The sequence below is a fragment of the Polyangium sp. 15x6 genome, assembly GCF_029960785.1.
In the GTDB taxonomy this organism is placed as follows: domain Bacteria; phylum Myxococcota_A; class Polyangia; order Polyangiales; family Polyangiaceae; genus Polyangium.
In genome coordinates this window covers 32297-57500 of sequence record NZ_JASBQE010000074.1, presented here as the reverse complement: position 1 = coordinate 57500, position 25204 = coordinate 32297, and the positions used below count along the sequence as shown (strand labels likewise).

Here is a 25204-nt window from a genome sequence, read left to right as displayed (position 1 = left end):
GATCTACAGCCCGAGCGGCGCGTCGTCGGGCATCGGCTTCGCGATCCCGGTCGACACCGTTGCCCGGCTCGTTCCCCAGCTCATCGAGAAGGGTCGCGCTTCGGTCGCCGGGATCGGCGTGCAGGTGAGCCCGACCTTGGATCGCGCGGCGCGACGCGCAGGGATCGAGGGCGTCGTCATTTATGAAGTGATCGAGGGCTCGCCCGCGGAGAAGGCCGGGCTCGAGGGCGTGCGCGTGACCCGCGGCAAGCGCGTGGTGCTCGGCGACGTGATCGTGGCGATCGACGGCAAGCGCGTGCGAACGAACGAGGAGCTGCTCGACGCGTTCGATCACGTCGGGCCGGGCCGCCAGGTGAAGCTCTCGGTCATCCGTGAAGGAAAGGAGCGGGACGTCCCCGTGGAGGTCGTCGCGATGTGACGGGCGATCAGGCCGAGGTGCAACGGCGGCGGCGGCCGAGGATCAAGAGGAGGCCGAGCAACCCAGACACCAGAGGCCCCGCCGGCTCGTTCGCGCCCCAACGGCATCCGCAGCCCCCGTCGTCTCCCGCATCTCCACCTCCACCGCCGTCGCCGCCTGCGCCTGCACTCCCGCCTCCGCCTCCGCTTCCGCTCGCGCTTCCGCCTCCGCTTCCGCCCGCGCCTCCGCTTCCGCCTCCGCAGACGACCTCCGGCTTGATGGCCTCGGCCGGCTTCCATCCGGGGTTCGTGCCCGCGCCCGCGTACGCACCGCGGAACGCGAAGTCCTTGCGGGGGCTGCCGTTGAAGTCGCACGCGTGCTCGGGATCGTCGACGAACTCGCTCGTGTCGAGCGGGCTCGTCTCGGCCTTGCCGGGCAGCGGGTAGAAGTCCATGTCGCCGAGGGCGATCGACGGCTTCTGCACGTAACTTCCTGCGTTCGCCGCGACGTCGACGAGGTTCGAGCCGGTGCCCATGCTCGGTCCCGAGACGGCCTCGTCCGCGAACACGAGGTTCCCCGCGACGAGATCTCCCTCGGTCGCCTCGCTGCCGAAGACGACGGCGCGCTTCGCGGCGTAGAAGGTGTTGTCGTAGACGCGGGCGTAGAGGAGCGGGAAGCCTTCGTGCTCCGCGAGCCGGAGGGCCGTGTCGGCGACGTCGACGAAGAGGTTGTCGTGCACGGAGACGCGGCCGGTCGCCTGCACGAGCGGCTCGCTCATGTTGTGCACGAAGACGTTCCCGTAGACCTCCGCGAACGCGCCGGCGCCGGGTCCGCTCGGGGGCGGGCCGCCGACGAGCAGGTTCGGCCGCGGGCCGTCCGGGCTCGGCTGGTCATCCTTGAGGAAGACGTTGTGCCGGATGATCGTGCGCGGCGCGTCGACGTTCGGGAGCGCAGCGTGCGCGGGCCAGGCGTTCTGGTTCTTGATCTGCATGCCGTAGCCGATCGTGCGCTTGACGAGGTTGTACTCGATGACCGCGCCCACGAAGGGATCGGCGTGGCTCGAGTTGCCGAAGTACATGCCCGTGCCGGCGCCGTCGATGACGTTGCGGCGCACGATCCAGCCGTAGGTCGGGGTCTTCGTGGAGATCGCCACGGTCTGCTGCGAGCCGTTCTGGCCGACGAAGGTGCAGCCTTCGATGCGCACGTGGTGGACGACGTTGTTCGTGCCGTTCTTGGCGCTGACGCCGAACACAGAGGCGATGCCCTTCCCGTCGACGGTGATGTTCTCGACGGCGATGTACGAGGAATTCACGAGCTCGACGGTGTTGCAGCAGGCGTTGCCTTCGAAGACGGCGGGCGCGCCGGAGGCAGGGCCGCGGACCGTGATCCACGCGGCCTCGGTGCCGTTCAGGTTCGTGATCGGCAGGCCTTGCGTGTACGTGCCCGGGGCGAAGACGAGCGTGTCGCCGGGCTTCAACGTGTCGAGGAGGTCGCGGTAGTTCGACGGGTCCGCCTCGACGTCGGCTGCGCTCGCCACGGCGGCGGCGAAGAAGACGGAGAGGAAAGCGAGAGAAGCGTGGAGCTTGCGCATGGCCGCGCATGGTAGCGAAGCCCCGCCGAGCGAGAGCTAGCGCCGCTGCTCGATGCGTACCGTCACGTCGACCGTCTCATGCGCCGCGTCGAGCTCGACCGAGGGGTTCACGTCGACGACGCTGCCGCGGGCTTCGTGGAAGGCGCGGATGCGCTCGATGTCTGCCGCGGCGCTCGTGCGCGAGAAGATCGCGCCGGACTTCAGGGTCCAGAAGTCGCGCTCGTAGGTCTTCACCGGGCCGATGAGATCTCCCTCGAAGGTGACCTTACGGAGCCGAAAGATGGGGCCTTCGGTCACGCGAAGGACGATCTCCACGGCGGCGCCGTCGTCCGACGCGACGATATCGGGCGCCGCGACGTTCGTCGTGAGGCGGCCCTTGTCGTAACCATCGGCCTGGATCACGAGGACGTCGCGCTCGAGTGCCAGGCGATCGAGCGGCTTTCCCGCGGTCGTTCGCATCGAGGCGGAGAGCTCTCGCGCGCGATCGGACGAAGGTCCTTCGAAGCGCACGGCGCGCACGATCGCGCGGGGTCCGGGCGTGGCGCGGATGACGAGGGCCACGCCGCCGTCGCGCGGCGTCATCTCGAAGTCGACCTTGGCGTGCAGGTAGCCGGCGTCCAGCATCTTGCGGGTCGCGTCGGATGTCATCGCGTAGACGAGCCCGGGATCGGCGACCTCGGGTCGTTCGACGACCACGCCCGCAGGCAAGGCCCCCGAGGGATCCGCACCCTCGATCTCGAAGGCGACGACGCGAGGCCGCATCCGCACCCCGTAGACGAGCACCGTGCGGAGGCCCTCTTCGCGGTGGACGATGATGTCCTCGATCCGGCCGTCCGCGTAGAGCGCGCGGACGTCGTCGTCGACTCGTTGCTCGTCCAAGGGTTTGCCGATCCCGTGCTTCACGCGCGCGCAGAGCTCCGGAGGCACACCGGCGCCCTGGATCTCGATCCGAGCGATCTGATCCGCGGGCCCGCTCTCGCGCGTGTCTGCACAGACGACCGTAGGATCCTGCGCACGAGCCGGCTCGCTCTTCGCGCCTGCGTCCTTGGCCGGCGCCGTCGTGCGCGTGCCCTGGCCCGCGCCGCCGCATGCTGGTGCACTCAGGGCGACGAACGCCGCGAGGATCAGGCCGGCGCGCGTGTTCACAGTCGCACCTCGATGTGCACCTCGCGCTTGCTCTCCTCGAGCATCGCGCGCGACGCCTCCTGCACCAGCGCGTCGTTCAGCTCCGCGAGCCCCTTCTTCTTCCCCGCGAGGTACACGCGCAAGCACTTGAACAGGAGGAGCTGCCTGTGAACATCGTCCCGGTAGTCGGCCTCGGAGTGCCCGGCCGTGCGGACCTCGGCGAGCAAGGCATCCCGCGAGAGGTTGTTCTTCTGCGCGAGCGAGTCGATCGCCGCGTCGATCTCGCTCGCCGCCACCACGATCGACGCCATCCGCGCGCGCCGCGCGATCAGCCGCTCGTCGACCATTTGACTCACGAGCTCGCGGTACATGCGGGCCTCGGCGACCGGCCGTGTCGCCTCATCGACCGAGGCGAGCCCCCGGAGGAGCGGCGCGGCGCGGCGGCGCACCTCGACGAGCGTGATCACCTCGCGATCCACCACGGCGACGATCCGATCGACCACGACACGACGAACGGGCTCGGCTCGGACGGGCGTGGATGCCGCGAGCATCACGCCGAACGCGAAGAGGAATGCCATGGTGATCCGGAAGGGCGACATCACCTGTCATGCTACGCTCCTCGGAGGCACGATGACCACGTTTGCACGCATCGATCGAGGCGAGGGGCGCGCGGCTTTCGCGCGCCTCGACGGGGACAAGCTCCGCTTGCTCGCGGGCGCGCCCTGGGAGCGAGCATCCGAGACCGGGGAGGAAGTGCCGCTCGCCGGCGCGCGCCTGCTCGCGCCGGTCACGCCCACCAAGATCGTGTGCGTGGGTCGGAACTACCGCGCGCACGCCGCCGAGCTCGGCAACGACGTCCCGGCCGAGCCGCTCCTCTTCTTCAAGCCGCCCTCGTCGATCGTCGCCGTGGGCGATGGGATCGAGCTGCCCGAGGAGAGCAGCCGCATCGATCACGAGGCCGAGCTCGGCGTGGTGATCGGCGCGCGTTGCCGACGAGTCTCGGAGGAGCGCGCGCTCGACTTCGTCTTCGGCTACACGTGCGTCGACGACGTCACGGCGCGCGATCTGCAGAAGAAGGACGGCCAGTGGACGCGCGCGAAGGGGTTCGACACCTTCTGCCCCACGGGCCCGCTCCTCGTCACCGGGATCGATCCGAGCGCGCTCGCCGTGCGTTGCCGCGTGAACGGGGAGATCCGGCAGGACGGGAATACGCGCGACATGATCTTCTCGATCGCGCGGCTCATCGCGTACATCAGCGGCGTCATGACGCTCGAACCCGGGGACCTGATCGCGACTGGAACGCCGCACGGCGTGGGTCCCATCGCGGCCGGCGACGTCGTGGAGGTCGAGGTCGAGGGCGTGGGGACCTTGCGCAACCCGGTCCGCGCGCGCGGCTAGGCCGCCGCTCTCTTGGCCACGCCGGGCAGGCGTGGACACAATGAGCGGCGCGATCGTGACGTCCCTCGATCCTCCCCGCCCCGACTCCGTGCCGCCCCTCGCCTCGACGCTCGTCGAGGCGCCGAAGGCGACGCGCCCCGGACGGCGCGCCCTGGCCGAAGCGACGCTCGTGCTCCTCGCGGTCGGGACCGCCGCGACGCTCGTCCTCTCGGTCACCCTTCCTCCGCAGCGGCGCCTCGAAGGGCGCAGGCTCGCGTCGCTCGTCCCCGAGCCTCCGCCGCCCCGCGCGCTCGCCCCGGACGATCTCGACCAGGAGCCCGAGACGCTCGACGCGCAGCGCGCGCGCCTGCTCGATCGCATGCGCGTCGGCCTTGGTTTGTCGGAGACGCATATTGACGCGGTACGCGCCATCTTCGACGCCTCGCCCGTGCTCGGCCAGGGCAACCCCGTGATCTCGCGCCACCCGATGTCGCGCTCGGAGTGCCGGCGCATCCGCCTCGAGGCTGGGGTCACGGAGGCGAACGTGCCCGCCTGCGGGGCTCCTTCCATGGTGCCGCTCCACGATCCTTCGTCCGGCCAAACCGAGGCCGACGCGCGGGTCTGCATCGACCAGCTCGAATTCCCGAACCTGCCCTGCGAATACCCGGTCGTGCACGTGCGCGCGAGCGAGGCGGCGGCGCTCTGCCGCGCGATCGGCAAGCGTATCTGCGACACGCACGAATGGGAGGGCGCCTGCGCGGGCGCGGTCCACACGCCGGAAGCCGAGTACGAATGGGGGCGCCCGCGCGCCGAGGCGACCTGGTACCACAACTACAAACGCGAAAAGGTCTGGGCCTACGGCGCCGCGAAGAACCACGCCCTCTGCGGCACGTCGAGCAGCCGCACCCCCGGTTGTCCGGGCGGCGGCTACGACCAGTGCGGCTCGAACACCTATCCCGCCGGCGCCTTCCCGGCTTGCCGGAGCCCGCTCGGCGTCTTCGACATGCACGGCAATGCCGCCGAGCACATGAACCTGCCCACGTTGCCCGAGGAGCTCGCCGTGAGCGGGGGGCTCGGATTCACGGAAATGAAGGGGAGCTGGTTCGTCTTCGCGACGATCGAGGCCCACGAGGACGATTGCCGCTGGCGCGCGCCGAGCTGGCACGAGACGCGCCTCGCGAGCGAGAACAGCCACGCGAATTACCACCTCGGTTTCCGCTGCTGCAAGGACATCTGAAAGCCGAAAATCGGCAACATCGAGAGTCTCCTGCCTGACGGCAATACGCTCCGATCCGCCTCGGCCTCCACGAGCGTCGACGTGGCGCAGTGCCTGCCTCGCAGTACACTCGACGGCACAGGGAACGGGACCGTACCGAGGTGGAATCCTCGGCGTCGCCTGATCGGTTCAATTGCCTCACCGGAAATTCGCCCTCGCCACCGAGACGCCCGAGCACACGCGTGCCGAGCCCACGCATCTGCGTATCCTGGCGAAAGCGGCGAGTCGGCTGGTCCTCTGCGACGAGCCGTCGGAGCTGTTCGGGTCGCTCTTCGAGGAGCTGGCGACCGACCTCGGCGTCGAGCTTTACTTCAATTACATGGTCGGCGAAGCGCCGGACACCCTCGTCCTCGAATCGGCCGGGGGAATCTCGGCCGAGGACAAGCTACGATACCGGCAGATCTCGTTCGGCCAGTACATGTCCGGGACCATCGCCGCGACCCGAAGACCTCTCATCGCCCTCGATCTCCAGCATTCGAACCTTTGTCAGGGTGCGGAGCTGAAAAAGTCGGGCGTGCTGGCCTATGCGGGATATCCGCTGATGTCGCACGGCCGCCTGCTTGGCACCCTGGCGTTCGCCAGTACCAAGCGCTCGCGCCTCCACGCCGACGAGCTCCAGATCATGCAACTCCTCAGCGATCAAGTCGCGGCGGTGCTCGAACGCAATCGCCTGGTCCGGAACCTGCGGGCGAGCGAACAGACGGCGCAGCGCCACCTCACCCTCCTCCAGAACGTCTATTCCACCGCGCCGGTGGGCCTCTGCTTTCTCGACCGAGAGCTCCGGTACGTGCACGTCAACGAGACGCTCGCGCGTATCACCGGCCGGCCCGTATCCGAGCATCTCGGCCGCACGCTCGGCGAGTTCATCCCCGAGGCCACGCCGTTCAAGGATTTGTGCCAGCAGGTCCTCGACACGGGGCAGGCGGTCACGAATTGCGAGCTCCGTCATGAGCGCCCCGAGGGGGATCGGCATTGGCTGGTCAGCGTCCACCCCGTGCATGGCGAGGCGTCCACGCTCCTCGGCATCAACGTGGTCGTGCAAGAGGTCACGGAGAGAAAGCGCGCCGAGCAGGCTCTGCGCGAGAGCGAGCAGGCGCTCCGCGAGGCCGATCGCCGCAAGGACGAGTTCCTCGTGATGCTCGCCCACGAATTGCGCAATCCCCTCGCCCCCATTCGTACGGCCATTCAGGTCCTCGACATCACGGGCGGCACCGCGCCGGACGTGGTCCGCACGCGCGAGATGATCCAGCGGCAGGTCACGCACATGGCCCGGATGATCGACGACCTGCTCGACGTATCGCGCGTCGCCCGCGGCAAGATCGAGCTGCGCAGCGAGCCGTGCAACCTCGCGCGGATCGTCCGCCAGGTGGCCGACGATTACGGGCCTGCGTTCCGGGGCAATGGCATCGAGCTTCTGGTCTCGCTGCCGGACGAGCCCGTCTGGACCCTCGGGGATCACACGCGCCTGGCGCAGGTCATCGGCAACCTCCTGCACAATGCGCTCAAATTCACGGACGCGGGCGGACAGGTGCTCGCTTGCCTCGTGACGGATCCGGCGACGAACAGCGCGACGATCGTGGTGCAGGATTCGGGGATCGGCATGGAGCCGTCCATGATCCCGCGTGTCTTCGAGACCTTCAGCCAGGCCGACAGCAGCCTCGATCGAAAGCGCGGCGGCCTCGGGCTCGGGCTCTCGCTCGTACGGAGCCTGATCACGCTGCACGGCGGATCCGTCGAGGCCCACAGCGAGGGGCCGGGATGCGGCTCGACCTTCTGCGTGCGGCTGCCTCTCTCGTCCGCGCCAGCGCGTTCCATCGGACAACCGGCGCCCGCCCGGCCCGTCTCTCCTTCGCGGGACGAGACTTTGCGGGTGCTCGTGGTCGAGGACAACCGCGACACCGCGGACATCCTCCAGAAATTGCTCGTCCTCCTCGGGTATCGCGCCGAGGTCGCATATACCGGGCCTTCGGGGCTCGACGTGGGGCGCAGGCTCGCGCCGGACGTCGTGCTCTGCGACCTCGGTTTGCCGGGAATGGACGGCTATGCGCTCGCGCGGGCGCTGCGGGCCGATCCGACGACGGCGAGGGCGTACCTCATCGCGCAGACCGGGTACGGGCACGCGGAGGATCGCCGCCGCGCGCGGGAAGCGGGCTTCGATCTGCACATGACGAAGCCGATCGATCCGACCGAGCTCGAGCGTGTCTTGTCGTCGGTCGCGGCGCGCGCTTAAAACATCCGCATGCCAATCGTGAGGCCGGGCCAGCCGAGAATGGGGTTCGCATTGGTCGGATCCAGCCCGGAGCTGTCGTAAGGCGCGAGCAGGGCGTCTTCCACCGAACGTGCATTCACGACCGTGTAACTCGGGCCCGCGAAGACGCCGAGGCGCGCGCCGATTTCCAGAGCAGCGACCGCGCGCACCTGCACGAGGAACGCGGTGGGCGCGAGGCTCGGCATCTCGTGGAGCGAATAACCGAGCAGATCGAGGTCGAGGGAGAACCGCTTCGAGATCTGCACGTGCCCGCCGAGGCCCAAGCTGAGTGCGAGTCGCCGCTCGCTCCCCACGAGGCGCGTGCCGATGCCGTAGATGTTGTGCATGTAATCGCCGCCGTGCTCGATGCCGGCCATCACGATGCCCGTCTCCTGCCCCCAGAGATCGATGTGCAGGCGGCCGCGGCGGATGATGTTGATCAGGCCAAACGACAAACTGGAGCGGTCCGCATAGTTGACGAGCCCGAGCTGCACGCCCTTCACGGGGCCCGTGGCCACATTGACGGCGCCGATCTGCACCCCCGACACGGCCCCCCCCGCGATGTTCAACGCGCCTATTTGAGCGCCGACCACGTCGCCGGCGATGTCGAGGGCGCCCATCTGCACGCCGTAGACCGGACCCGCGGCGATATCGATGGCGCCCATCTGCACGCCGCGGAGCGAGGATGCGAAATTGAATCCGCTCGCCGCTTGCACGCCGCGCACGGGGCCGGCCACGATGTTCGCGACGGCGGTGAGCTGCACGCCGCAGGCGAATTCGCGCTCGATGTTCAATCCGACGCCGACTTCGAGGCCATCGAGGCCCGTGGCATAACCGGCGAGGAAGTTCGCCGAGACGTTGTGCACGACGTTCGACCCCCGGCTCGTCGACGTCCCGACTCGCGGAAGCACGTTGGCGCCTGCAAAAAATTGCGTGGCATCGTGACGCCAGCAAGGCGCGAGTTCTTCGAGCGAGGGCGTCCGCGTGGGCGTGGCGGGGGGCCCGACCGCAGGCACGGGAGCCGGCGCAGGCGCAGCCTTGCGAGGCGCGGGGGTGTTTTTTGGCGGAGTCACCTTCGCGGGTGGCTCCTGCGCCGGAGGCTCGCTGTTTTCTGCGACGGGGGGAGGCTCGACGGGCGCGTCGCTCGGCGCATCACTCGGCGGCTCGCTCGGCTCGACCGCTGGTTCGTCCTCGGGCCGTTTGCCGAGCAATGCCGCGAGCTCGGCGGCCTCGTCGCGCGCCAGGTTTCCGGCGAGCAAGGCCAACGTCTCCGCCGCGCGATCGGAGTCGTCCGGAAGATCGATCGTACGACCGACGCTCGCTCCCTCGCCGCCTGCGCGATACGTCAGCGTCACGCGCCGCCCGCCCTCGCCGCGCAGAACGAAGGACGCTTTGCCCGCGGGCGCCGCGCCCGAAAGGACGACGGTCTTGCCAATCTCGCGACCAATCGCCGCGCGCACGGCTTCCGGATCCACGTCCCAGGGCAAACCCTCGACGACGAGGACGACGGCGCTGCTCGCGGGCTCCTCGGCGAGCGCCGCGCCGGCATACGTGGAAATGGCGAGCGGGCCCGCGGCGAGCAAGGAGACGCGGAGCGCGAGGAGAATGGCGCGCGAGGCCCTCGTGGCGGCGTCGTTTCGGTTCATCGCGGACTTCGTGCCCGGAGGCGACCCATTCGTTCTTTCGGCGCGTACGATTCGAAGGGTATCACGGCGTGGGGCCGCGCATCGCGTCGAGCAGCGCTTTCGCCTCGGCCTTGCGATAACCGCCGAACGAGCCCGAGGCGAAGAGCTCGAGCGTCCGCTCGGCCTCGGCCGTTCGCCCGAGCCGCACGAGGCAAAGCGCGCGGTTGTAATGCGCCTCGGGCGCGAAACGACCACGCGGCGCTGCCCGCAAATAGGCGTCCCATCCCGCGAGCGCGGCGGCGGGATCACGCGTGACGAAATGGGCCTGATGGGCCGCGCGGTACAGCGCGTCGTCCGTGTCGACCCGAGGCGCAGGCGCGGCGGCGGGGGCTTCGGCTGCTTCGGCAGCCTTCTCGCTCGGCTTCGGGGGCTCCGCTGCCGCAATCCTTGGAGCCGCAACCATTGGAGTACCAACGGTATCGACGGACGCGACCTGGGGCTCGCTCGGCGGCGGAACCTCGGGCTCGGCCGCCTTCTCCGCGGGTGCTTCCGCCTTCTCCGCGGGCACGTCCGCCGGGGCCGCCCCCTTCACGTTTTTCGCGACGGGCACCGCGGCCGGCGGATTCGGCATCACCTCCGCGGGCGCCTCTTCTGCGTCTCGACCGAACCCGAGATCGTGCTTGAGCTCGTACCAGACGTCCGGCAATCGGTGCGTCGCCTCGGCCCACGCGACCGAACCCACGAGCACGGCGGCGAGCGGGACCATCACGCGGATCGCCGTGAGTTTGCGCGCGCGACGCGCCTTCAGCGTGGCGAGTACGCGGGCGCGCGTCTCGTCTTGCCGGCCCATCGATGCGTCGGCCTCTTCGCGGAGCGCGCGGGTCGCAGCGCGGAGCACGTCGTCGTTCATTGGCTCTCCTCCTCTTCGAGCAGGGCCCTGAGCTTCTGCTTCGCGTGGAACAGGCGCGTGCGCGCCGTGGCCTCGGGCACGCCCATGATCTCGGCGGCCTCGCGCGCGCTGCGATCCTCGACCTCGCAGAGCACGAACGCCACACGTTGCGGTACGGGGAGTTGATCGAGGGCGCGGTCGAGCGCGCGGGCCAGCGCGGCGCGGCTCACGTCTCGCTCCGGGTTCGGCGCGTCCGGCAAAGGCTCGCGGCCGAGCCTCTCGAGGGCCGCGCGACGTCGCGCGGCCGAGCGCAGGTGATGGCGGGCGTGGTTCACGGCGATCGAGACGAGGAACGTCTTGAGCGACGACTCACCGCGGAAGCGTTGCGCCGCGCTGGGCAAGCTGACGAACACGTCGTGGACGAGATCCTCGGCCGCCGCGTCATCGCCGGTCAGGCGGCGGGCGAAGGCGCGCACGGTGGCGTAGTGCTCGTCGTACACCTCGGCGATCGCGGAGCTCTCGCCGCGACGCAGCCGCTCCACGAGCTCTTCCTCGGCCCGGGCGGCGCTGGCCGTGGGGCGCGAGAAGAAGAGAGGCGCAAGCAGATCGAGGGCCCTCATCGCCCCCCTTCGTGCCCGGAAAGATGCCCTTCGTTCAACGCCCAACGTCGATTTCGTGCCCTCCGGGGTGAACCGGTCCGGCAGGACGTTCCGGGGGCTCCTCATGATGTGCCATCTCGCACAAACAGAAAAGGTTTGAACGAACGGCGGGGTACGGGGCACCCACGGACGAATCGACGGGAGGCGCGCGGGTGGCGAGCCTTCGTCGGGAAAAACCTACCACCGTTCGAGGTGACGAATGATGACGCGTCGCGCGGCCCACGCTTGGGCTCTCGGGTTGTTTCTGTCCATGGTGACGGTCACGGGCGGGTGCTACATCGAGCACGGGAACGGCTCGTGGGACGATGACGGGTCCGGCGAGGGCGAGTACGGGCCGGCCGGGATCTGCTTCGACATGTGTGATCACCTCGCCGGCTGCGGGGCCATCGACGGGAGCGCGCACGTCGCGTGCATCGATGGCTGCAATGCGAAGCACGCGTCGACGCCCTATCTGGTGGAGACGGGCTGCATCTGCGTGATCGAGGCGGGGTGCGTGGATCTCGGCGCCTACGATTGTCCGGGCGCGCCGCTGCCGAACCCTTCCGGCAACGACGGGGCCGGCGGCTACGGCAGCGTCGGCGTCGGCGCCGGCGGGTACAGCACCGGCGGCAATGGCGCCGGCGGCGAAGGGGGCTATGAGCCGGTCGACTGCGTGGCCGATTGTGATTGTCCGAGCGGCTCGTCGTGCATCGACGGCGCGTGCAAGGTCGCCTGCGCGGCGTCGTGCGAATGCCCGACGGGCCAGAGCTGCGTCGGCGGCTATTGCGAGGCGCCTCCCGCGCCGCAGATCCCCTGCCAGGTGGATTGCGATTGCCCGAGCGGCCAGGTGTGCAGCGCGGGCGTGTGCGCAGGCGATTGAGCTTACTTCTCTTCGCCCTCGTCGTCCGGGGGATTCGGCGGGGGCATGAACCCCGGCGGAACCCAATCCGGCGGCGAGGGGCCCAAGGTGGGAGGATTCGGCGGCATGGGCGGCGGGCCGAATCCTTCTTCCCGTACAATCGACGCGTTGGCCGGCAGCGGCGGCGCGCCATACCCCGGGACCGGCGGCGGTGCGCCGCTCGATGGATCCCACGGAGGAGGGACCGGAGGCGGCTCCGGCCAAGATTCAGGAGGGGGCGGGCGGTCCTCCGCGGAGTATCCCAGAAACCAATTGCACACCCGGCAATGAGGGTCCTTGAGCGAATTCAAGGCACGGCACATCGTACACGGTCGGGTCGAAGTGGACATGGTCGGAGCCCCCTTGCTTCAATCCGTCCCGGCATCCTCGGCGCCGCCCGCGCCGCCCGCGCCTCCCGCGCCGCCCTTCCCTCCTCCGCCCGATCCGTCGATCGGCGGACCGCCATAGGCCGCGGTCATCACGCAGCCCTCGGCCGCCGCCGCCGCGAGGGTCAGCCCGAGCAGGAGCGCCGCCGCGCTGCGGAGCGGTGTGCCGCCCTCGCCGCGCAGGCGAGCGCCGCAATGAGGGCACTCGCTCTCGGTCGATCGCGCATGACACCCACAGGCCGAGCAGAGGACGAGGCTGGGAGGCATGTCGTGATGATCGCAACGACCCGGCAGCCTCGTCAAGCGCCCTCGCGCCCCGCGACACGAAAGCACGAAACGGTTAAGCTCGGCGCCCATGGCCGAGCCTGCGAGCCCCGAGACGACCCCCGCCCCCCGCGCGCGCAGGCCCGAGGACGGCGACGCGCCCATCCCGCTCTTCGCCGTCTGGGAGCTGACGATGAAATGCGATCAGCCCTGCCAGCATTGCGGGTCCCGCGCCGGCCACGCCCGCAGCGCCGAGCTCTCCACGACCGAGGTCCTCGACGTCGCCGACAGCCTCGCCCGCCTTGGCTGCCGCGAGGTCGTGCTCATCGGCGGCGAGGCGTATCTCCGCGAGGACATCCACACGGTCATCGGGCGCCTCGCCGGGCATGGGCTGCGCGTCGTCATGCAGACGGGCGGCCGCGCCATGACGGTAGAACGGGCGCGAAAGCTCCGCGACGCCGGCCTCACGGTGCTCGGCGTCTCCGTCGACGGGACGGCCCCGATTCACGACGAGCTCCGCGGCAACCGAGGCAGCCACGCCGCCGCGATGCGCGCGCTCGACGCGGGCGCCGCCGCGGGCCTCCTTCTCACCGCGAATACACAGATCAATCGCCTGAACATGGGCGTCCTGCGCGAGATCGCGGCCGACATCCGCGCTCGGGGTGCGCTCGCGTGGCAGGTGCAGCTCACGGTGCCGATGGGACGCGCGGCGGATCGGCCCGAATGGATCGTCGAGCCGTGGCACGTGGTGCCGATCATCGACACGCTCGCGGCCATCCAGCGCGAGGCGGCGAGCGAGGCCCAGGGCAAGGGATGGATCTTCGACGTCGTGGCGGGCAACAACCTCGGTTATTACGGCCCGCACGAGGCCCTGCTCCGCTCGCGACCGGGCGGCCAGGAGGCCTACTGGAGCGGCTGTCGCGCTGGCATTTCCGGCATCGGCATCGAATCCGACGGGACCGTGAAGGGCTGTCCCTCGCTGCCCACGGCGCCTTACGCGGGCGGCAACGTGCGCGCGCTCTCGCTCGACGCCATCTGGGAGCACGGAGAGGCGCTCCGGTTTGCCCGCGAGCGGACGGAGGACGAGCTCTGGGGATTCTGCCGGACCTGTTATTTCGCCCCGTATTGCCGCGCAGGCTGCTCGTGGACAACCCATTGCACGCTGGGGCGACGCGGGAACAATCCCTTCTGTTATCACCGGGTGAAGGAGCTCGAGAAACGCGGCGTGCGCGAGCGCATCGAGAAGCGGGAAAACGCGCCGCAACGGCCCTACGACTTCGGCCTCTTCGAGCTCGTCGAGGAGCCGCTCGGGGCGGAAACGGCGAGCCCGCTGACCGGCGACGCGCCGCGGCGCAGGCTGCCGATCGCTTCCGATTGACAAGGGCGGCTCGCTGCGTTGTCCTCTCCCGAGGAGCCTCGCCATGCCTTCCATGGTCCTCTGCCCGTCTTGCAAGCGGCACGTCTTCCCCCGCGAGACCTCGTGCCCCTTCTGCGGCCTCGCCATTTCCGCCGAGCCGGGCGCGCCTCCGCACGCCCTCACGCCGGAGCTCTCGCGCGCCCAGCGTTACCTCGTCGGCGCCGCGATCGCCGCGACCGTGGCCGTCGCGGGATGTAACAACCAGCCGGCCCGTGGCCCGAACGACGTCCAGACCGAAGAGGAGCTCGCAAGGGAGCGCCAGAAAGCGATCGACGAAAGCCGGGAGCGCCACCCCGGCGGCGGCCCGTGCGTGGACAACGTCTGTCCGCCTTATGGATGCGTCTTCCCGGACGAGGCCTGCGACATCCTGCGCGTTTGACCGTGGAAGATCGGCCGAACGATCCGCTCGATCCCGAGAAGCGCCGCGCCGTCATGCAAGCGACGCGGCCCCGAGGCCTGCCGCTCTTGCCGCGCGCCGGGCAGATGGCGAGCGAGGCGCGGGGCAAGCATCTCCCGCTCGCGCGCGAGGTCCGCGATATCGATCTCGAATGCCGCCCCATTTACGCGGTCTGGGAGCTGACGCTCGCCTGTGACCTCGCCTGCCGCCATTGCGGCTCGCGCGCGGGCGCGTCGCGCCCAGACGAACTCACGACCGCGGAGGCCACGGATCTCGTCCGGCAGATGGCGGCGCTCGGCGTGCGCGAGGTCGCGCTCATCGGCGGCGAAGTATACCTGCACGAAGGATGGACCGAGGTTGTCCGGGAAATACGCCGTGCGGGCATGCAAAGCACGCTCGTCACGGGCGGCCGCGGCATGACCCCGGAGCGCGCGCGTTTGGCCAAGGAGGCCGGCGTGCAGAGCATCGCCGTCTCCATCGACGGCACCGAGCCCACCCACGATCGGCTGCGCGGGCTCTCGGGCTCGTACGCGGCGGCCGTGCAGGCGCTCCGCAATGGCCGCGAGGCCGGGATCCCGGTCGCGGTCAATACGCAGGTGAACCGCCTGAACCTCTGCGAGCTCCCGCATGTCTTCGATCTGATCCTCGACGTCTCCGCGCACGGCTGGCAAGTGCAGCTCACGGTCCCGGTCGGCCGCGCCGCCGACGAGCCGGACGTCCTTTTGCAGCCGTACGATCTCCTGGAGCTCTTCCCGCTGCTCGCCTCGCTCAAGGCGCGCGCCGACGCCGCGCGCGTCAAGATGCTCGCCGGCAACAACGTCGGTTATTACGGGCCCTTCGAGCACCTCCTGCGCAGCTACACCACGGAAAAACATGCCGATTCGTGCAGCGCCGGCCGCTCCACGCTGGGCATCGAGTCGAACGGCGACGTCAAGGGCTGCCCCTCGCTGCCCACGGAGTCCTGGGTCGGCGGCAACGTGCGGCAGGCTTCCCTGCGCGACATCTGGGAGCGCTCGTCCGCGCTCCGCCACATGCGGGATCGCACGGAGGAGGAGCGCTGGGGGTATTGCCGCACGTGTTATTACGGCGAGGTTTGTCGCGGCGGATGCACCTGGATGGCGACGGCCCTCTTCGGCAAACCGGGGAACAACCCGTATTGCCATCACCGCGCCCTCGAAATGCAGCGCCTCGGCAAACGCGAGCGGGTCATGCGGGTCGCGCCGGCCGAGGGGCTTCCGTTCGATCGCGCCTCGTGGGCGCTCGTCGACGAGGATCTTCGCTGATCAGGCGGCGGGCCCGAGCCCCTCGTGCGAGAGCCATTCGAGCATCGCGCGGAGGAGCCCGTCGTCCCACACGCCGGCACGGGGGTTCTTGTAGCTCTGCGCGTAACTCTCGTGCCGGCGCATGTCGTGCCCCACCTTGTCGAGGAGCACGAAGTGCGACCGCCCCGGCGACGCGGCCGCGATCTCGTCCGCGATCATCCGCCCCTCGTCCGGCGCCGCGGCATAATCGTAACTCCCGTGCAGCACGAGCACGGGCACGTTCGTCGTCCGAAAGAGCCCGGGCAGATCGAGGCGCTCGATCTCCTGGAACAACGAGACGTGACGGCCGAACATCGTCTCGCCGTGGCACGAGGGCCCTTCGAGCCAGGCGAGCTCGGGGCGCTTCGCGAAGACGTCCCGCGGGAACATACCTTCCCGACAAACGCTCGCATGCATCTCGCTCCACGCGGCGACGTACCTCTCGAGCTCCTCGCCTTCCATCCCGGCGAGGATGCGCTGCCGCCGCGTCGCCCGCACCATACAGTCGACCCATTTGAGCTGGGACGTGCCGAACACGACGACGCCGCGCGCCTGCGTTCCCTCGCCTGCGAGGATCGGCGCGATCATGCCCCCGAGGCTATGGCCGAAGATCACGATCCGCCCCACGAGCGGGTCCTGCGCGAGCGATTCGAGCGCGGCCCGGTAGGCCTCCACCTCGTCGAAGAACCCCGTGGTTTGGCAGGGCGGACCCTCGCTGTCGCCCACGCCGCTCCGCTCGACGCGCATCGTGGCGATGCCCGCGTCCGCGAGGCCCGAGAGCAAAGCGCGCATGGGATCATCCGGGTCCTGCGGGAGCTCGCACGAGGCCGTGCCAAGGCCCGAAAGAAAAACCACGGTCGTGAAAGGAGGACGGCCCGCCGTGGGAATCGCAACGAGCGTCCTTTGCCGCCACGATTCCCGCACGGTCACGTGTCCCAGACGAACCTCCGCGCCCGCGATACGCTCGACCGGCAGCGGCGTGGCCTTGCCGGGGAGCGTCACGCGCGCGCCGTCCCGCACGATCTCGAAATGGAGCGGGGCGCCGGGCACGAGGCCTCGGACGAGCGCGACGAGCGCGCGCGGCTCGGACACCGTCACATCTCCCAGCGCCACCAGGCGATCGCCCGCACGCACGCCCGCGAGCGCGGCGGCCCCGCCTTCGGCTACCCGCACGACCTCGAGGCCCTCCGAGGCGCCCTCCGCGGGGCGCGCGCGTAACTCGAGGCCGAGGAAGGGTCTTCGGGGGAGCGCTTGGTCTTGGTACATTCCAAACCACGATGCCACGGCGCGCCCTCGGGATCCACGCCCTCACCTTGCTCCTCGCGCCCGCGATCGCGCACGCGGAGCCGCCCGCCCCCGCGCTCGCGCCCGTGCCCCTGCCTGCGCCGAAAGGGCCGGATCCCGCGGCCATCGCCGCGCGCGAGGCGCACCTCGAAACGCAGACGCGCGCGATGACCGTGCTCACGAGCTGGGCCGTCGCCAGCATCGCCACGGGCGCCGCGCTCTGGGCCACGGGCGGCGACGACTACACACGCTCGATCGGCATCCAGAACGTCGCCTGGGGCGCGGTCGACGGCGTCATCGCCGGGTTCGGCTACCGCGGCCTCGCGAAGCAGCGTGGCCTCGACAAACCTATTTCCTACTGGCAGGCCGAGGATCGCAGGGCGCGCACGATCTTCCTCATGAATGCAGGGCTCGACGTCCTTTACGTGACGGCCGGGGCCTTGATGATCGGGTTTGGCAAGAACGACTGGGTCCGCGGCGCCGGCGCGGGCGTCGCCCTGCAAGGCAGCTTCCTCTTCGCCTTCGACACGGCCATGGGCCTCGGCGCCCGCTAGAACATCGAGCGGTTTGCAATCGCTCGATGTTCTAGCTCTCTTGTCCCGAGGGGGACGCCTCGCGTCCCCCTCTCGTCCGGGCAAAGCCCGGCCGATTCACCCCCCGAGGGAAGATCGCTTCGCGATCTTCCGAGCATCGAAGCAGTCGATGCTCCACTCGCCCGGCGACGCTTCGACAACGACCTTCGCCGAGAGTTCCCGCTCCCCATGCGCTCGAAAATCGGCGAAGATCAGCCACGCCGCCATAGATCGTCCGCGGCCCTGCTCCGTCGAACCGCACCGAACACGACATCTCGAGCCTGAGGGATATGACCATGTCGCGCATGTCGAAGAGCGGTACCTCGATGATCCTCGGAAGCCTTTGCCTGGCGAGCGTCCTCGGCGGAGGCGGGTGCACGAAGGCGGCCCCGAGCAACGAGGAAGCGCCCGCGCAGGCGCCCGCGGAGCCGAACACCCGAGCCAAGGGCGAGCAAGGCTTCCTGGCCGCCGATCCCAAGGAGGCGGAGGCGCGCAAGTACGACATCCGCGGCGGCGACGGGACGCGCGGGCCGGGCGAGGCCGCCGCGGCCGGCAAGAAGGTCGGCGGCGCCGCCCCGCCGGAAGCCCCGACCCAGGCGCTCATCCCGCCCGCCGCGAGCGACGCGCCCACGATCGACCCGAACGGCCGGTTTGCCACGACATACCGCCCCGGCGGCGGCCACCTCGCCGCGTTCGAATCCGCCGTCGCGCGGGGCATCATCCCGCCGGGCGAGCGCGAGCTCGTCTCGGACGTCGGCGCCCGTTACGTCACTGGCTTCGAGGTCCCGAAGGGCAAGGCCCTCGGCATCCAGGCCGGCCTCGAACGCGGAAAGCTCCCGCCCTCGGGCAGCCCGTTCCACCTCCGCCTCACGCTGAAATCGAGCCCCGACAAACCCGCCGAGCGCCCGCACCTCTCCGTGCACCTCGTCCTCGACGTGAGCGGCTCGATGCAAGGCGAGTCGATCAAGCAGGCCCGCGAGGCCGCGAGCGCGCTCGTCGACAAGCTCGCCCCGACCGACGATTTTTCCCTCGTGACGTTCTCGAGCGACGCCGAGGTGAAGATCCCCGACGGCCCCGTCGGCGCGCGCCGCGAGGCCATCAAGAAGGTGATCTCCGAGATCAAGGAGGGCGGCGGCACCAACATTTCGAGCGGCCTCGAGCTCGGGTATGCGCAGGCCGAGACGAAGACCATCCCCGAGGACGCGGTGAAGGTCGTCCTCTTGCTCTCCGACGGCCGCGCGAACAGCGGCATCAAGTCGGCGAGCGGCATCTCGAAGCTCGCGCTCGACGCCTTCCAGAAGGGCATTCAAACGAGCACGTTCGGCCTCGGCGCCGACTACGACGGCGCGCTCATGAGCGCGATCGCCGAGGACGGCGCGGGCGGTTATTACTACCTGCGCGACGCGGCGCAGATCGCCCCGGCGCTCGGCACCGAGCTCGACAAGCGCCTCGACCCCGCGGCGACGGCCGTCGAGGTCCGCGTGCGCCTGAAAAAGGGCTTCGATCTGCTGAAGGTCTACGGCTCGCGCCGGCTCTCCGAGGCCGAGGCGCAGCGCGTGCGGGCGCAGGAGGTCGCGGCGGACGAGCAGGCGGCGAAGCGCGACAACATCAAGCAGGACCGCAAGGAGGACACCGAGGGCGGCATGCGATTCTTCATTCCCGCCTTCGCCGCTGGCGATAGCCACGCGCTGCTCTTCCAGCTCCGCGCGGGCGCCGGCGTGGGCAAGTCGCAGCTCGCGCTGGTCGAGCTCAAGTACAAGGACCGCATTTCCAAGAAAAACGTGACCGAGGAGTTCCCGATCGACGTCGAGTGGGCCGACTCCGACGCGGCGAGCGGAGCGACGATCGACGGCTCCGTGGCCCGCACGATCCAGGGTTTCGCGGCGGGCGAGACGCTGGCGCGCGCGGCCCAGAACGTCGCCGGGGGCGACAAGAATTACGCGATCAGCCTGCTCACCGAGCGCGAGACGATCCTGCGCGAAGCGGCGAAGACCCTCGAAGAGCCGCTCTTCCTGAAGGACGCCGATCGCCTCGCCCGCATGCGCGAGCACGCGGCGCAGAGCACGGGCATGGGTGATCCGCTCCTCTTCGCCATGCTGCTCGAGACCGCGAGCCGCTCGCACCTGCGTTAGGCTGAGACGAGCATGTCCGATCCGATCGTCCTCAGGATCCCGCTCGACCAACCCGCCGTGCACGTGGATGTCACGGCGGGACAAACCATCACCCTGCGCGGGTTCTACACGTCGAAGCACGACGGCTCGATCCTCGATGCAGCCACGACGACCTGGCCGAAGGAGGCGCCCGGGGGCGCGTCGATCGATCCGGTCGGGCTCGTCGAGGTGGAATCGGGCGGGTTTCACCTGACGAAACGAAGTGTCGACACGCACGAAATGGAGCTCGTCGCGACGGGCTCGGGCGCGGAGGCGTGCGCGGCGGCGGGCGTCGAGGCGCCGTGCCTCGTGGTGAACAAGCGAATCGCCCTGCAAAAGCGGCTCATGGGCTGGGAGGAGTTCAAGGGCTCGCTCGTCGGCCAGGGCGTCGAGGCGGTGCTGCCGCCGCCGCCCGTGGTGGAGGTCGCGCCGGGCGTGATGCCGTATTTGCAGGCAGGCGCGGGCGTTGCGATCGCCGCGGTGGTCGGGTTCGCCGCGTGGACGTGGAAAAAGAAGCGGGACGGCTCGCCCGCGGGGCAGATGCTCGCGCTCGCGCGCGGCGTGAAGGAGCAGCTCCGGCGCGCCGATCCGGTGCTGGCAGCGCCGCTCGCGCCCGCGGTGGACGCGGCGATCCGGTCGTTACGCGAGCGGCGCGTGGATCCGGCGTCGGCGGAAGGAAAGCGGGTCGCCGAGGCGCTTCGAAAAACATCGGCGCGGCTCGACGCCTCGATGCGGGAGGCGCAGGCCGCGAAGGAGCAGGAAGCCGCCGACGAGCTCGTGCAGGAAATGGAAGCGGCGCTCGAAGCGGCCGACGAGGTGAAGCGCGCGCATCGGGCGATCTAGCCGCCGCGATAGATCGTCTCGATGCGTTTTCGCGCGAGTCCGAGCGGTTTGTCGAAGCGGCTCAACGATCTGCCGCGAAGCTCGGGGCTTTTGTCCGCGAGTTTGCCGAGGAGCGCGACGTCGCGCCGGAGCTCCATCACCACGAAGGCGCGCGTCAGCAGATACGCGAAGGCATTGAGGCCATAACGGTCCCACGGCGCTGCGAGCGCGTACGAGAGCGCGAAGATGTCCGTCTGTCCCGTCGTGACGGGCACGAAGAAGATCGCGATCCGCAGAGCGTTCGGCCGCCGCTGCCCCGTCGCCGGATCGAGCCAGTATTGATCGTAGACGGTGTAGACCGGCGAGAACCACGTGGTCCAGTCGTCGACGAACGCATCACCGGGCTCGATCTGGAGCAGCGTATAGAGCGGCCGCGGGAGCGCTCTTTGCGGGCCCTCGTTGTAGACGCGTACGCTCGTCTCCGTGCTCGTCACCTCGCACGTGACCTCCGCCATGCGCTCGCGTGGATACCCGAGCAGCGCGTGGACCTCGGGCGTGTGCTCGACCTCGATGAAATTGTCGAGCGTGACCTCGAGCGGCGCCTCCGCCCGCTGCCGCGTCTTGCCGATGAGGTGATATCCGCTCACGTCGAGCGCGGGGAACGCGGCTTCTGCGCCGCGGCGCTTGATCCAGACGAGGCCGTATCGCTCGACCACGTCGAAGGCGTCCGCGCAAGGGCGCGCCGCGGGCGTGGCGGGGCTTTTGCCCTCGCCGTCCGGCGCGAACGACCAGCCATGGTAAGGACAAACCAGCCGCCCGCCCTCCACACGCCCCTCGCTGAGGCGCATGCCCCGGTGCGGGCACACGTCGGCGAGCGCGCCGAGCGTCGCCGTTCCATCCGAGGCGCGGAACAGGACGAGCTCGCGATCACAGACGCGGACGTGCGCGGGCTTCCGGCCGAGCTCGTCCGCGAAGAGCACTGGGTGCCAGTGATCGAGCTCGGCCATTTCAACGTTTCTCCCCCGCGAGATGATCCGCGACGCGCTGGGCCTCGATCGCGATGTCGTGGAGCGCGCCCGTGAGCGGGTTCCGGAAGCCGATGAAAAAGAGCCCCGGCGCCCCCGGGACCGGCTCGCCGAAATAACGCGGATACCCACGTTCGTCGAGCCAACCCTCCGCGTCCTCGAAATACTCGGAGATCCCGGTCCGATACCCCGTCGCGAGCACGACCGCGTCGAAGGGGCGCGTCGTCCCATCGACGAAATGCACCTCGCCGGGGTCGAAGGAGCGCACGTCCTTCACCACATCGATCTGCCCTTGCTTGACGAGCTCCAGCGTCCCCACGTCGATGAGCGGAATGCGCTTCTCGACGATCACCTGCGAGATCGGTCCGAGCTTCGGCCGCGTAAAACCGTACGGCGTGAGGTCCCCGAGCATTCGATCGAGGGCGAAGAGCGAGATCGCGTCGGCGACCTTGGGCGGCAGGCGCGAGAACAGGAAGAGCGAGCTGATCTGCGAGGGGACGCCCGTCAAATCACGCGGCACGACGTGCACGGGGCCGCGGACCGAGAGGGCGGGCTTCGCGCCGTGCTCCCAGAGGTCGAGCGCGATCTCGGCGCCGGAGTTGCCCGCGCCGACGACGAGGACCCGCTTGCCCCGCCAAGGATCGCCGTTCTTGTAGCGGGAGCTGTGCAGGATCGGGCCGCCGAACGAGGCCTCGCCCGGCCAGGTCGGGACGTTGGGGACGCGGTTGTACCCCGTGGCGACGACGAGCCCACGCGTGTGGTACTCATTCGCTTCGGTGCGAAGGACGAACCCGCCGTCGACGCGCCGCGCCGAGCGGACGTCCTCGCCGAACCGCGGATTCAAATCGAAGGCGCCGGCGTACGCGTCGAGGTAGCTGACCATCTGCGCCCGCGACGGGTAGGTCGGCGTCCCGGCGGGCCAGGGCATGCCTGGCAATGCGGAAAAGCGCTGCACGGTGTGCAGGTGGAGCCGCTCGTAATGGTTCCGCCAGGACGACCCCACCTCGCCCGATCGCTCGAGGATCTCGAACGAGATGCCGCGGGACCGCAAGCACGCCCCGACGGAGAGCCCCGACGGACCGGCGCCCACGACGATGACCTCCGTCTCTTCGCGCATGCGGCGCATCCTAGGCGATCCGTCGCGGCACTCAACCTTTCGCGACGGACGCGACGACGATCTCGATCGCCCGCGCGAAGATCTCCGGGCGCGGCAGCAGGCTGACCACGAGAAATCCCTCGCGCTCCATGTCGAAGAAATAGCCCGGATGAACGACGATTCCGTGCTCGCGCACGAGCGTTTCAACCCAGGTGTCCTCGTCGCGTGTCCGCGGAACTTCGAGGATCGCGCACCAGCCGCCGTCCGTGGGCAAGCGCCGAACCGCGGCGTCCTCGCCTGCCGCCGCGAGCGCGCGATCGAGCGTCGCGAGGTTTTCCGCCGTGCGCGCGCGGACCGGCCCTTGCACCGAGGCGCGCGCGGCGAGCAGCTCCGGGAGCGCGAGCTGCACCGGGGTCGAGGCCGAGAGGTAGGTGTCCGCGATGAGCTCGAGCCGCGCGATCGCCTCGTCGCAAAGCGCGTCGGGGCCGCAGACGAGCGTCCAGCCGAGCTTGCATTGCGGCAGGAGCAGGCTCTTCGAGAGGCCGCCGAGCACGAACGTGAGCGCCTCGCGCTCGCCCGCGAAGCTCGGGAGCCGATCCGCGGGCAAGACGCCGTGCGGATACTCGGCGAAGACCTCGTCCACGATGAGCGCCATGCCGTGACGCGCGGCGATGCGTGAAACCTCGGCCGCTTCGTCGCGACGCACGTAGGTGCCCGTGGGGTTGTTCGGGTGCACGAGGACGATCGCGCGCGCGTGCCCTCGAGCCTCTTCGGCGGCGCGATCGAGCGCGCCGAGATCGATACGGAATCTCTCCTCGCGCACGAGCGGGTACGTGACGAGCTCGACGTCTTCGAGCCGGGCGAGGAACTCGAAGAGCGGATACGAAGGCGCCGGGACGAGGACCTGATCGCCGCGCTCGCAGAGCAGCTTGAAGAGCCACGTGTACGCCTCGCTCGTGCTCGCGCTGAGGACCACGCGGTCCTCGCGGGCGGGCAAGCCGCGCTCGTGGAACGAAGCAGCGACGGCCGCGCGTGCTTTCGGGTGGCCGAGCGGAAGCGGCGCGTACGTCGTGCCGCGGGGATGACCGAGCAAGGCGACGAGCGGCTCGGTGTCGACGATCCCGGCGCGCGTGGGGTTCGACTCCGTGAGATCGACGAGCTCGCGGCCCGCGCGTCTTGCGTCGACGAGCAGGGTGGTCAGCGGATTTTCGGTGCGATCCCAGTCGGTTCGCCGGGTAAAAGGTGCGCGGGCCATGCGAGGCGCGGAGCTTGTCGCCGAGGGACGCGACGAGCAAGGACGCCGGGAAAAACGAAGGCCGGCCTCGTCTCCTTGTCTCCAAGGTTGACGAGCGGCCGGCCTATTCGCGGTGCAGAGCGCGCCGCGTTTCGTTCACAGCTTGCTGATGAGCGCGTCGCCGAGCTTCGGCTGATCGATCTTGCCGAACCAGATGGCCCAGACGCCCTTCATGAAGTCGACGCCGTCGACCGTCGCGCTGCCGCCGCCGCCGACCGAGACCGTCGTGGCCTTCTTCGCGGAGTCGTATACGATCGAGATCTTGGAGTTCTCCTTGAGCTCGCGCGAGAAGGCGGCGAGGAACTTGTCGATCTTGCCCTTGTCCGCGTAGCCGTTCATCGCGAACGCGTCGCGCAGCGTCTGCACGACCTTCTCGTGATCCACGTCGCGCTTCATCGTCCACTCGAACTTCTTGTCGATGTCGGCGTCGATCACGGCCTTCTTCGACTTCTCGACCGCGCCCTTGATGAAGTGCGAGATCTGGTAGACGTTCACGTCGACGAGGACCACGGTCTTGACGCGGGTCCCGGTGCCCGTGAGTTTCCAGTCCTCGGCGAAGGCGCCCGTGCCGAACAGGAAGAGAGCCGCGAGGATCGAGAAGAAGAGGGGAAGCTGTCGCCTACGAAGTTGCATCGCGCTGACCTCCGCCGATGGGGGTGGTGGCTTTCATGACCGCCCCGGCCCGCAAAACGCGTGCGCGGGCTGCCGGAATGACCCACGGCCTTCGTTTGACGTGAAACCATGAGAAGCCACGCAACGTCAAGCGACGAATTTCCACGAATGTTCGTGACGGGATGCGTCAAAGGTCCAGGCGAGGAAAAACCTCGCGAGATTCGAGGGCGCTCGTGCGGTGTGCTGGTAGGTTTGCCGTGTGGTGACCATCGAGCTCTACGGCGTGGCCCGGCTGCGCGCCGGTCGCGAGGCGATCGAGGTCGCCGCGCGCTCGCTCGGCGAGGCGCTTTCCGCCCTCGGCACCGCGTGCCCGGCGCTCGAGCCGCTCATCGTCGCGGGCGGACGCCTCGCGCCGGGCTGGCTCGTGGCCCTCAACGGCGCGCAGATCACGGCCAATCTGGAGACGCCGCTCGGCGACGAGGACGTCGTGGTGCTGGTGTCCGCGGACGCAGGCGGTTAG

At 69.6% G+C, this 25204-nt stretch carries 24 protein-coding genes (1 of these 24 only partly in view); 12 read left to right on the top strand and 12 right to left on the bottom strand.

Going from position 1 to position 25204, the window contains the following annotated elements; genetic code table 11:
- Nucleotides 1-418, top strand: partial view of a trypsin-like peptidase domain-containing protein gene (locus QHF83_RS37800; RefSeq protein ID WP_282422913.1) — the end only. It extends 716 nt beyond the left edge of the window; only the last 418 of its 1134 coding nucleotides appear in the window; its start codon lies off the left edge, out of view; its stop codon occupies nt 416-418.
- Between the two features lie 7 nt (nt 419-425).
- Here QHF83_RS37800 and QHF83_RS37795 read toward each other — a convergent pair whose 3' ends face one another.
- From QHF83_RS37795 to QHF83_RS37785, 3 genes are read right to left on the bottom strand one after another with little or no spacing between them, the layout of a single operon-like run.
- The gene (locus QHF83_RS37795) at nt 426-1988 is read right to left on the bottom strand and encodes a hypothetical protein (RefSeq protein ID WP_282422912.1); all 1563 of its coding nucleotides are present in this window, start codon (nt 1986-1988) and stop codon (nt 426-428) included.
- A 36-nt stretch (nt 1989-2024) separates the two neighbouring features.
- Nucleotides 2025-3134, bottom strand: a complete 1110-nt coding sequence (locus tag QHF83_RS37790) for a POTRA domain-containing protein (RefSeq protein WP_282422911.1) — start codon at nt 3132-3134, stop codon at nt 2025-2027.
- On the bottom strand, nt 3131-3691 hold the full coding sequence (locus QHF83_RS37785; RefSeq protein ID WP_282422910.1) for a SurA N-terminal domain-containing protein: 561 nt from the start codon (nt 3689-3691) through the stop codon (nt 3131-3133). The genes QHF83_RS37790 and QHF83_RS37785 overlap by 4 nt, the downstream gene beginning before the upstream one ends.
- A 52-nt stretch (nt 3692-3743) precedes the next feature.
- Here QHF83_RS37785 and QHF83_RS37780 point away from each other — a divergent pair, with 52 nt between their 5' ends.
- From QHF83_RS37780 to QHF83_RS37770, 3 genes are all read left to right on the top strand, one after another.
- Entirely contained in the window at nt 3744-4511 is a 768-nt protein-coding gene (locus QHF83_RS37780) for a fumarylacetoacetate hydrolase family protein (protein ID WP_348980510.1), read from the top strand.
- Nucleotides 4512-4551: 40 nt separating this feature from the next.
- Nucleotides 4552-5727: an SUMF1/EgtB/PvdO family nonheme iron enzyme gene (locus QHF83_RS37775; protein ID WP_282422908.1), complete on the top strand. Its 1176-nt coding sequence runs from the start codon at nt 4552-4554 to the stop codon at nt 5725-5727.
- A 172-nt stretch (nt 5728-5899) separates the two neighbouring features.
- On the top strand, nt 5900-7996 hold the full coding sequence (locus QHF83_RS37770; RefSeq protein WP_282422907.1) for an ATP-binding protein: 2097 nt from the start codon (nt 5900-5902) through the stop codon (nt 7994-7996).
- Here QHF83_RS37770 and QHF83_RS37765 read toward each other — a convergent pair.
- From QHF83_RS37765 to QHF83_RS37755, 3 genes are all read right to left on the bottom strand, one after another.
- Nucleotides 7993-9660, bottom strand: coding sequence for a hypothetical protein (locus QHF83_RS37765; protein ID WP_282422906.1), 1668 nt, complete (start codon nt 9658-9660; stop codon nt 7993-7995). The two genes, QHF83_RS37770 and QHF83_RS37765, sit on opposite strands and share 4 nt — an antisense overlap.
- A 61-nt stretch (nt 9661-9721) precedes the next feature.
- Nucleotides 9722-10549, bottom strand: coding sequence for a hypothetical protein (locus QHF83_RS37760; RefSeq protein WP_282422905.1), 828 nt, complete (start codon nt 10547-10549; stop codon nt 9722-9724).
- The gene (locus QHF83_RS37755) at nt 10546-11148 is read right to left on the bottom strand and encodes an RNA polymerase sigma factor (protein WP_282422904.1); all 603 of its coding nucleotides are present in this window, start codon (nt 11146-11148) and stop codon (nt 10546-10548) included. Before QHF83_RS37755 ends, QHF83_RS37760 begins: the two co-directional genes overlap by 4 nt.
- Nucleotides 11149-11386: 238 nt before the next feature.
- Here QHF83_RS37755 and QHF83_RS37750 point away from each other — a divergent pair, with 238 nt between their 5' ends.
- Entirely contained in the window at nt 11387-12046 is a 660-nt protein-coding gene (locus QHF83_RS37750; RefSeq protein ID WP_282422903.1) for a hypothetical protein, read from the top strand.
- Between the two features lie 386 nt (nt 12047-12432).
- Here the strand turns inward: QHF83_RS37750 and QHF83_RS37745 are convergent, their stop codons facing one another.
- Complete coding sequence (locus QHF83_RS37745) at nt 12433-12717, bottom strand: hypothetical protein (RefSeq protein ID WP_282422902.1); 285 nt, start codon at nt 12715-12717, stop codon at nt 12433-12435.
- 88 nt (nt 12718-12805) lie between these two features.
- On the opposite strand from QHF83_RS37745, the gene QHF83_RS37740 reads away from it, so the two are divergent.
- The 3 genes from QHF83_RS37740 to QHF83_RS37730 are packed head-to-tail and all read left to right on the top strand — an operon-like array spanning nt 12806 to nt 15811.
- Complete coding sequence (locus QHF83_RS37740; protein ID WP_282422901.1) at nt 12806-14092, top strand: radical SAM protein; 1287 nt, start codon at nt 12806-12808, stop codon at nt 14090-14092.
- 43 nt (nt 14093-14135) lie between these two features.
- The gene (locus tag QHF83_RS37735; protein WP_282422900.1) at nt 14136-14510 is read left to right on the top strand and encodes a hypothetical protein; all 375 of its coding nucleotides are present in this window, start codon (nt 14136-14138) and stop codon (nt 14508-14510) included.
- A 2-nt stretch (nt 14511-14512) separates the two neighbouring features.
- Nucleotides 14513-15811 carry a radical SAM protein gene (locus QHF83_RS37730; protein ID WP_282422914.1) on the top strand — a complete coding sequence of 433 codons (1299 nt, stop codon included), beginning with the start codon at nt 14513-14515 and terminating at the stop codon, nt 15809-15811.
- Here the strand turns inward: QHF83_RS37730 and QHF83_RS37725 are convergent, their stop codons facing one another.
- Nucleotides 15812-17095 (bottom strand): alpha/beta hydrolase, encoded by a 1284-nt coding sequence (locus tag QHF83_RS37725; protein ID WP_282422899.1) that lies wholly within the window; start codon nt 17093-17095, stop codon nt 15812-15814. It abuts the gene before it with no gap.
- 11 nt (nt 17096-17106) lie between these two features.
- On the opposite strand from QHF83_RS37725, the gene QHF83_RS37720 reads away from it, so the two are divergent.
- The 3 genes from QHF83_RS37720 to QHF83_RS37710 all read left to right on the top strand — a co-directional run bounded on the left by QHF83_RS37720 (nt 17107) and on the right by QHF83_RS37710 (nt 20678).
- On the top strand, nt 17107-17667 hold the full coding sequence (locus tag QHF83_RS37720) for a hypothetical protein (RefSeq protein WP_282422898.1): 561 nt from the start codon (nt 17107-17109) through the stop codon (nt 17665-17667).
- Between the two features lie 314 nt (nt 17668-17981).
- Nucleotides 17982-19817, top strand: a complete 1836-nt coding sequence (locus QHF83_RS37715; protein WP_282422897.1) for a VWA domain-containing protein — start codon at nt 17982-17984, stop codon at nt 19815-19817.
- 12 nt (nt 19818-19829) lie between these two features.
- A complete protein-coding gene (locus tag QHF83_RS37710) occupies nt 19830-20678 on the top strand; it encodes a hypothetical protein (RefSeq protein WP_282422896.1) in 849 nt (282 codons plus the stop codon).
- Here QHF83_RS37710 and QHF83_RS37705 read toward each other — a convergent pair.
- From QHF83_RS37705 to QHF83_RS37690, 4 genes are all read right to left on the bottom strand, one after another.
- Nucleotides 20675-21664 (bottom strand): Rieske 2Fe-2S domain-containing protein, encoded by a 990-nt coding sequence (locus tag QHF83_RS37705; RefSeq protein WP_282422895.1) that lies wholly within the window; start codon nt 21662-21664, stop codon nt 20675-20677. The genes QHF83_RS37710 and QHF83_RS37705 overlap by 4 nt on opposite strands.
- 1 nt (nt 21665) lies before the next feature.
- Nucleotides 21666-22799 carry an NAD(P)/FAD-dependent oxidoreductase gene (locus QHF83_RS37700; RefSeq protein ID WP_282422894.1) on the bottom strand — a complete coding sequence of 378 codons (1134 nt, stop codon included), beginning with the start codon at nt 22797-22799 and terminating at the stop codon, nt 21666-21668.
- Nucleotides 22800-22830: 31 nt separating this feature from the next.
- The gene (locus tag QHF83_RS37695) at nt 22831-24033 is read right to left on the bottom strand and encodes a pyridoxal phosphate-dependent aminotransferase (protein ID WP_282422893.1); all 1203 of its coding nucleotides are present in this window, start codon (nt 24031-24033) and stop codon (nt 22831-22833) included.
- Between the two features lie 135 nt (nt 24034-24168).
- Nucleotides 24169-24705, bottom strand: a complete 537-nt coding sequence (locus tag QHF83_RS37690) for a chalcone isomerase family protein (protein WP_282422892.1) — start codon at nt 24703-24705, stop codon at nt 24169-24171.
- Between the two features lie 238 nt (nt 24706-24943).
- Here QHF83_RS37690 and QHF83_RS37685 point away from each other — a divergent pair, with 238 nt between their 5' ends.
- Nucleotides 24944-25204, top strand: coding sequence for a MoaD/ThiS family protein (locus tag QHF83_RS37685; protein WP_282422891.1), 261 nt, complete (start codon nt 24944-24946; stop codon nt 25202-25204).

What these genes read in the sequence shown, in the direction of transcription:
- QHF83_RS37795 (WP_282422912.1), bottom strand. Translation starts at nt 1,988, where the DNA reads ATGCGCAAGCTCCACGCTTCTCTCGCTTTCCTCTCCGTCTTCTTCGCC.
- QHF83_RS37785 (WP_282422910.1), bottom strand. Translation starts at nt 3,691, where the DNA reads ATGGCATTCCTCTTCGCGTTCGGCGTGATGCTCGCGGCATCCACGCCC.
- QHF83_RS37780 (WP_348980510.1), top strand. Translation starts at nt 3,744, where the DNA reads ATGACCACGTTTGCACGCATCGATCGAGGCGAGGGGCGCGCGGCTTTC.
- QHF83_RS37775 (WP_282422908.1), top strand. Translation starts at nt 4,552, where the DNA reads ATGAGCGGCGCGATCGTGACGTCCCTCGATCCTCCCCGCCCCGACTCC.
- QHF83_RS37765 (WP_282422906.1), bottom strand. Translation starts at nt 9,660, where the DNA reads ATGAACCGAAACGACGCCGCCACGAGGGCCTCGCGCGCCATTCTCCTC.
- QHF83_RS37760 (WP_282422905.1), bottom strand. Translation starts at nt 10,549, where the DNA reads ATGAACGACGACGTGCTCCGCGCTGCGACCCGCGCGCTCCGCGAAGAG.
- QHF83_RS37755 (WP_282422904.1), bottom strand. Translation starts at nt 11,148, where the DNA reads ATGAGGGCCCTCGATCTGCTTGCGCCTCTCTTCTTCTCGCGCCCCACG.
- QHF83_RS37750 (WP_282422903.1), top strand. Translation starts at nt 11,387, where the DNA reads ATGATGACGCGTCGCGCGGCCCACGCTTGGGCTCTCGGGTTGTTTCTG.
- QHF83_RS37745 (WP_282422902.1), bottom strand. Translation starts at nt 12,717, where the DNA reads ATGCCTCCCAGCCTCGTCCTCTGCTCGGCCTGTGGGTGTCATGCGCGA.
- QHF83_RS37740 (WP_282422901.1), top strand. Translation starts at nt 12,806, where the DNA reads ATGGCCGAGCCTGCGAGCCCCGAGACGACCCCCGCCCCCCGCGCGCGC.
- QHF83_RS37735 (WP_282422900.1), top strand. Translation starts at nt 14,136, where the DNA reads ATGCCTTCCATGGTCCTCTGCCCGTCTTGCAAGCGGCACGTCTTCCCC.
- QHF83_RS37725 (WP_282422899.1), bottom strand. Translation starts at nt 17,095, where the DNA reads ATGTACCAAGACCAAGCGCTCCCCCGAAGACCCTTCCTCGGCCTCGAG.
- QHF83_RS37720 (WP_282422898.1), top strand. Translation starts at nt 17,107, where the DNA reads ATGCCACGGCGCGCCCTCGGGATCCACGCCCTCACCTTGCTCCTCGCG.
- QHF83_RS37715 (WP_282422897.1), top strand. Translation starts at nt 17,982, where the DNA reads ATGTCGCGCATGTCGAAGAGCGGTACCTCGATGATCCTCGGAAGCCTT.
- QHF83_RS37710 (WP_282422896.1), top strand. Translation starts at nt 19,830, where the DNA reads ATGTCCGATCCGATCGTCCTCAGGATCCCGCTCGACCAACCCGCCGTG.
- QHF83_RS37705 (WP_282422895.1), bottom strand. Translation starts at nt 21,664, where the DNA reads ATGGCCGAGCTCGATCACTGGCACCCAGTGCTCTTCGCGGACGAGCTC.
- QHF83_RS37700 (WP_282422894.1), bottom strand. Translation starts at nt 22,799, where the DNA reads ATGCGCGAAGAGACGGAGGTCATCGTCGTGGGCGCCGGTCCGTCGGGG.
- QHF83_RS37695 (WP_282422893.1), bottom strand. Translation starts at nt 24,033, where the DNA reads ATGGCCCGCGCACCTTTTACCCGGCGAACCGACTGGGATCGCACCGAA.
- QHF83_RS37690 (WP_282422892.1), bottom strand. Translation starts at nt 24,705, where the DNA reads ATGCAACTTCGTAGGCGACAGCTTCCCCTCTTCTTCTCGATCCTCGCG.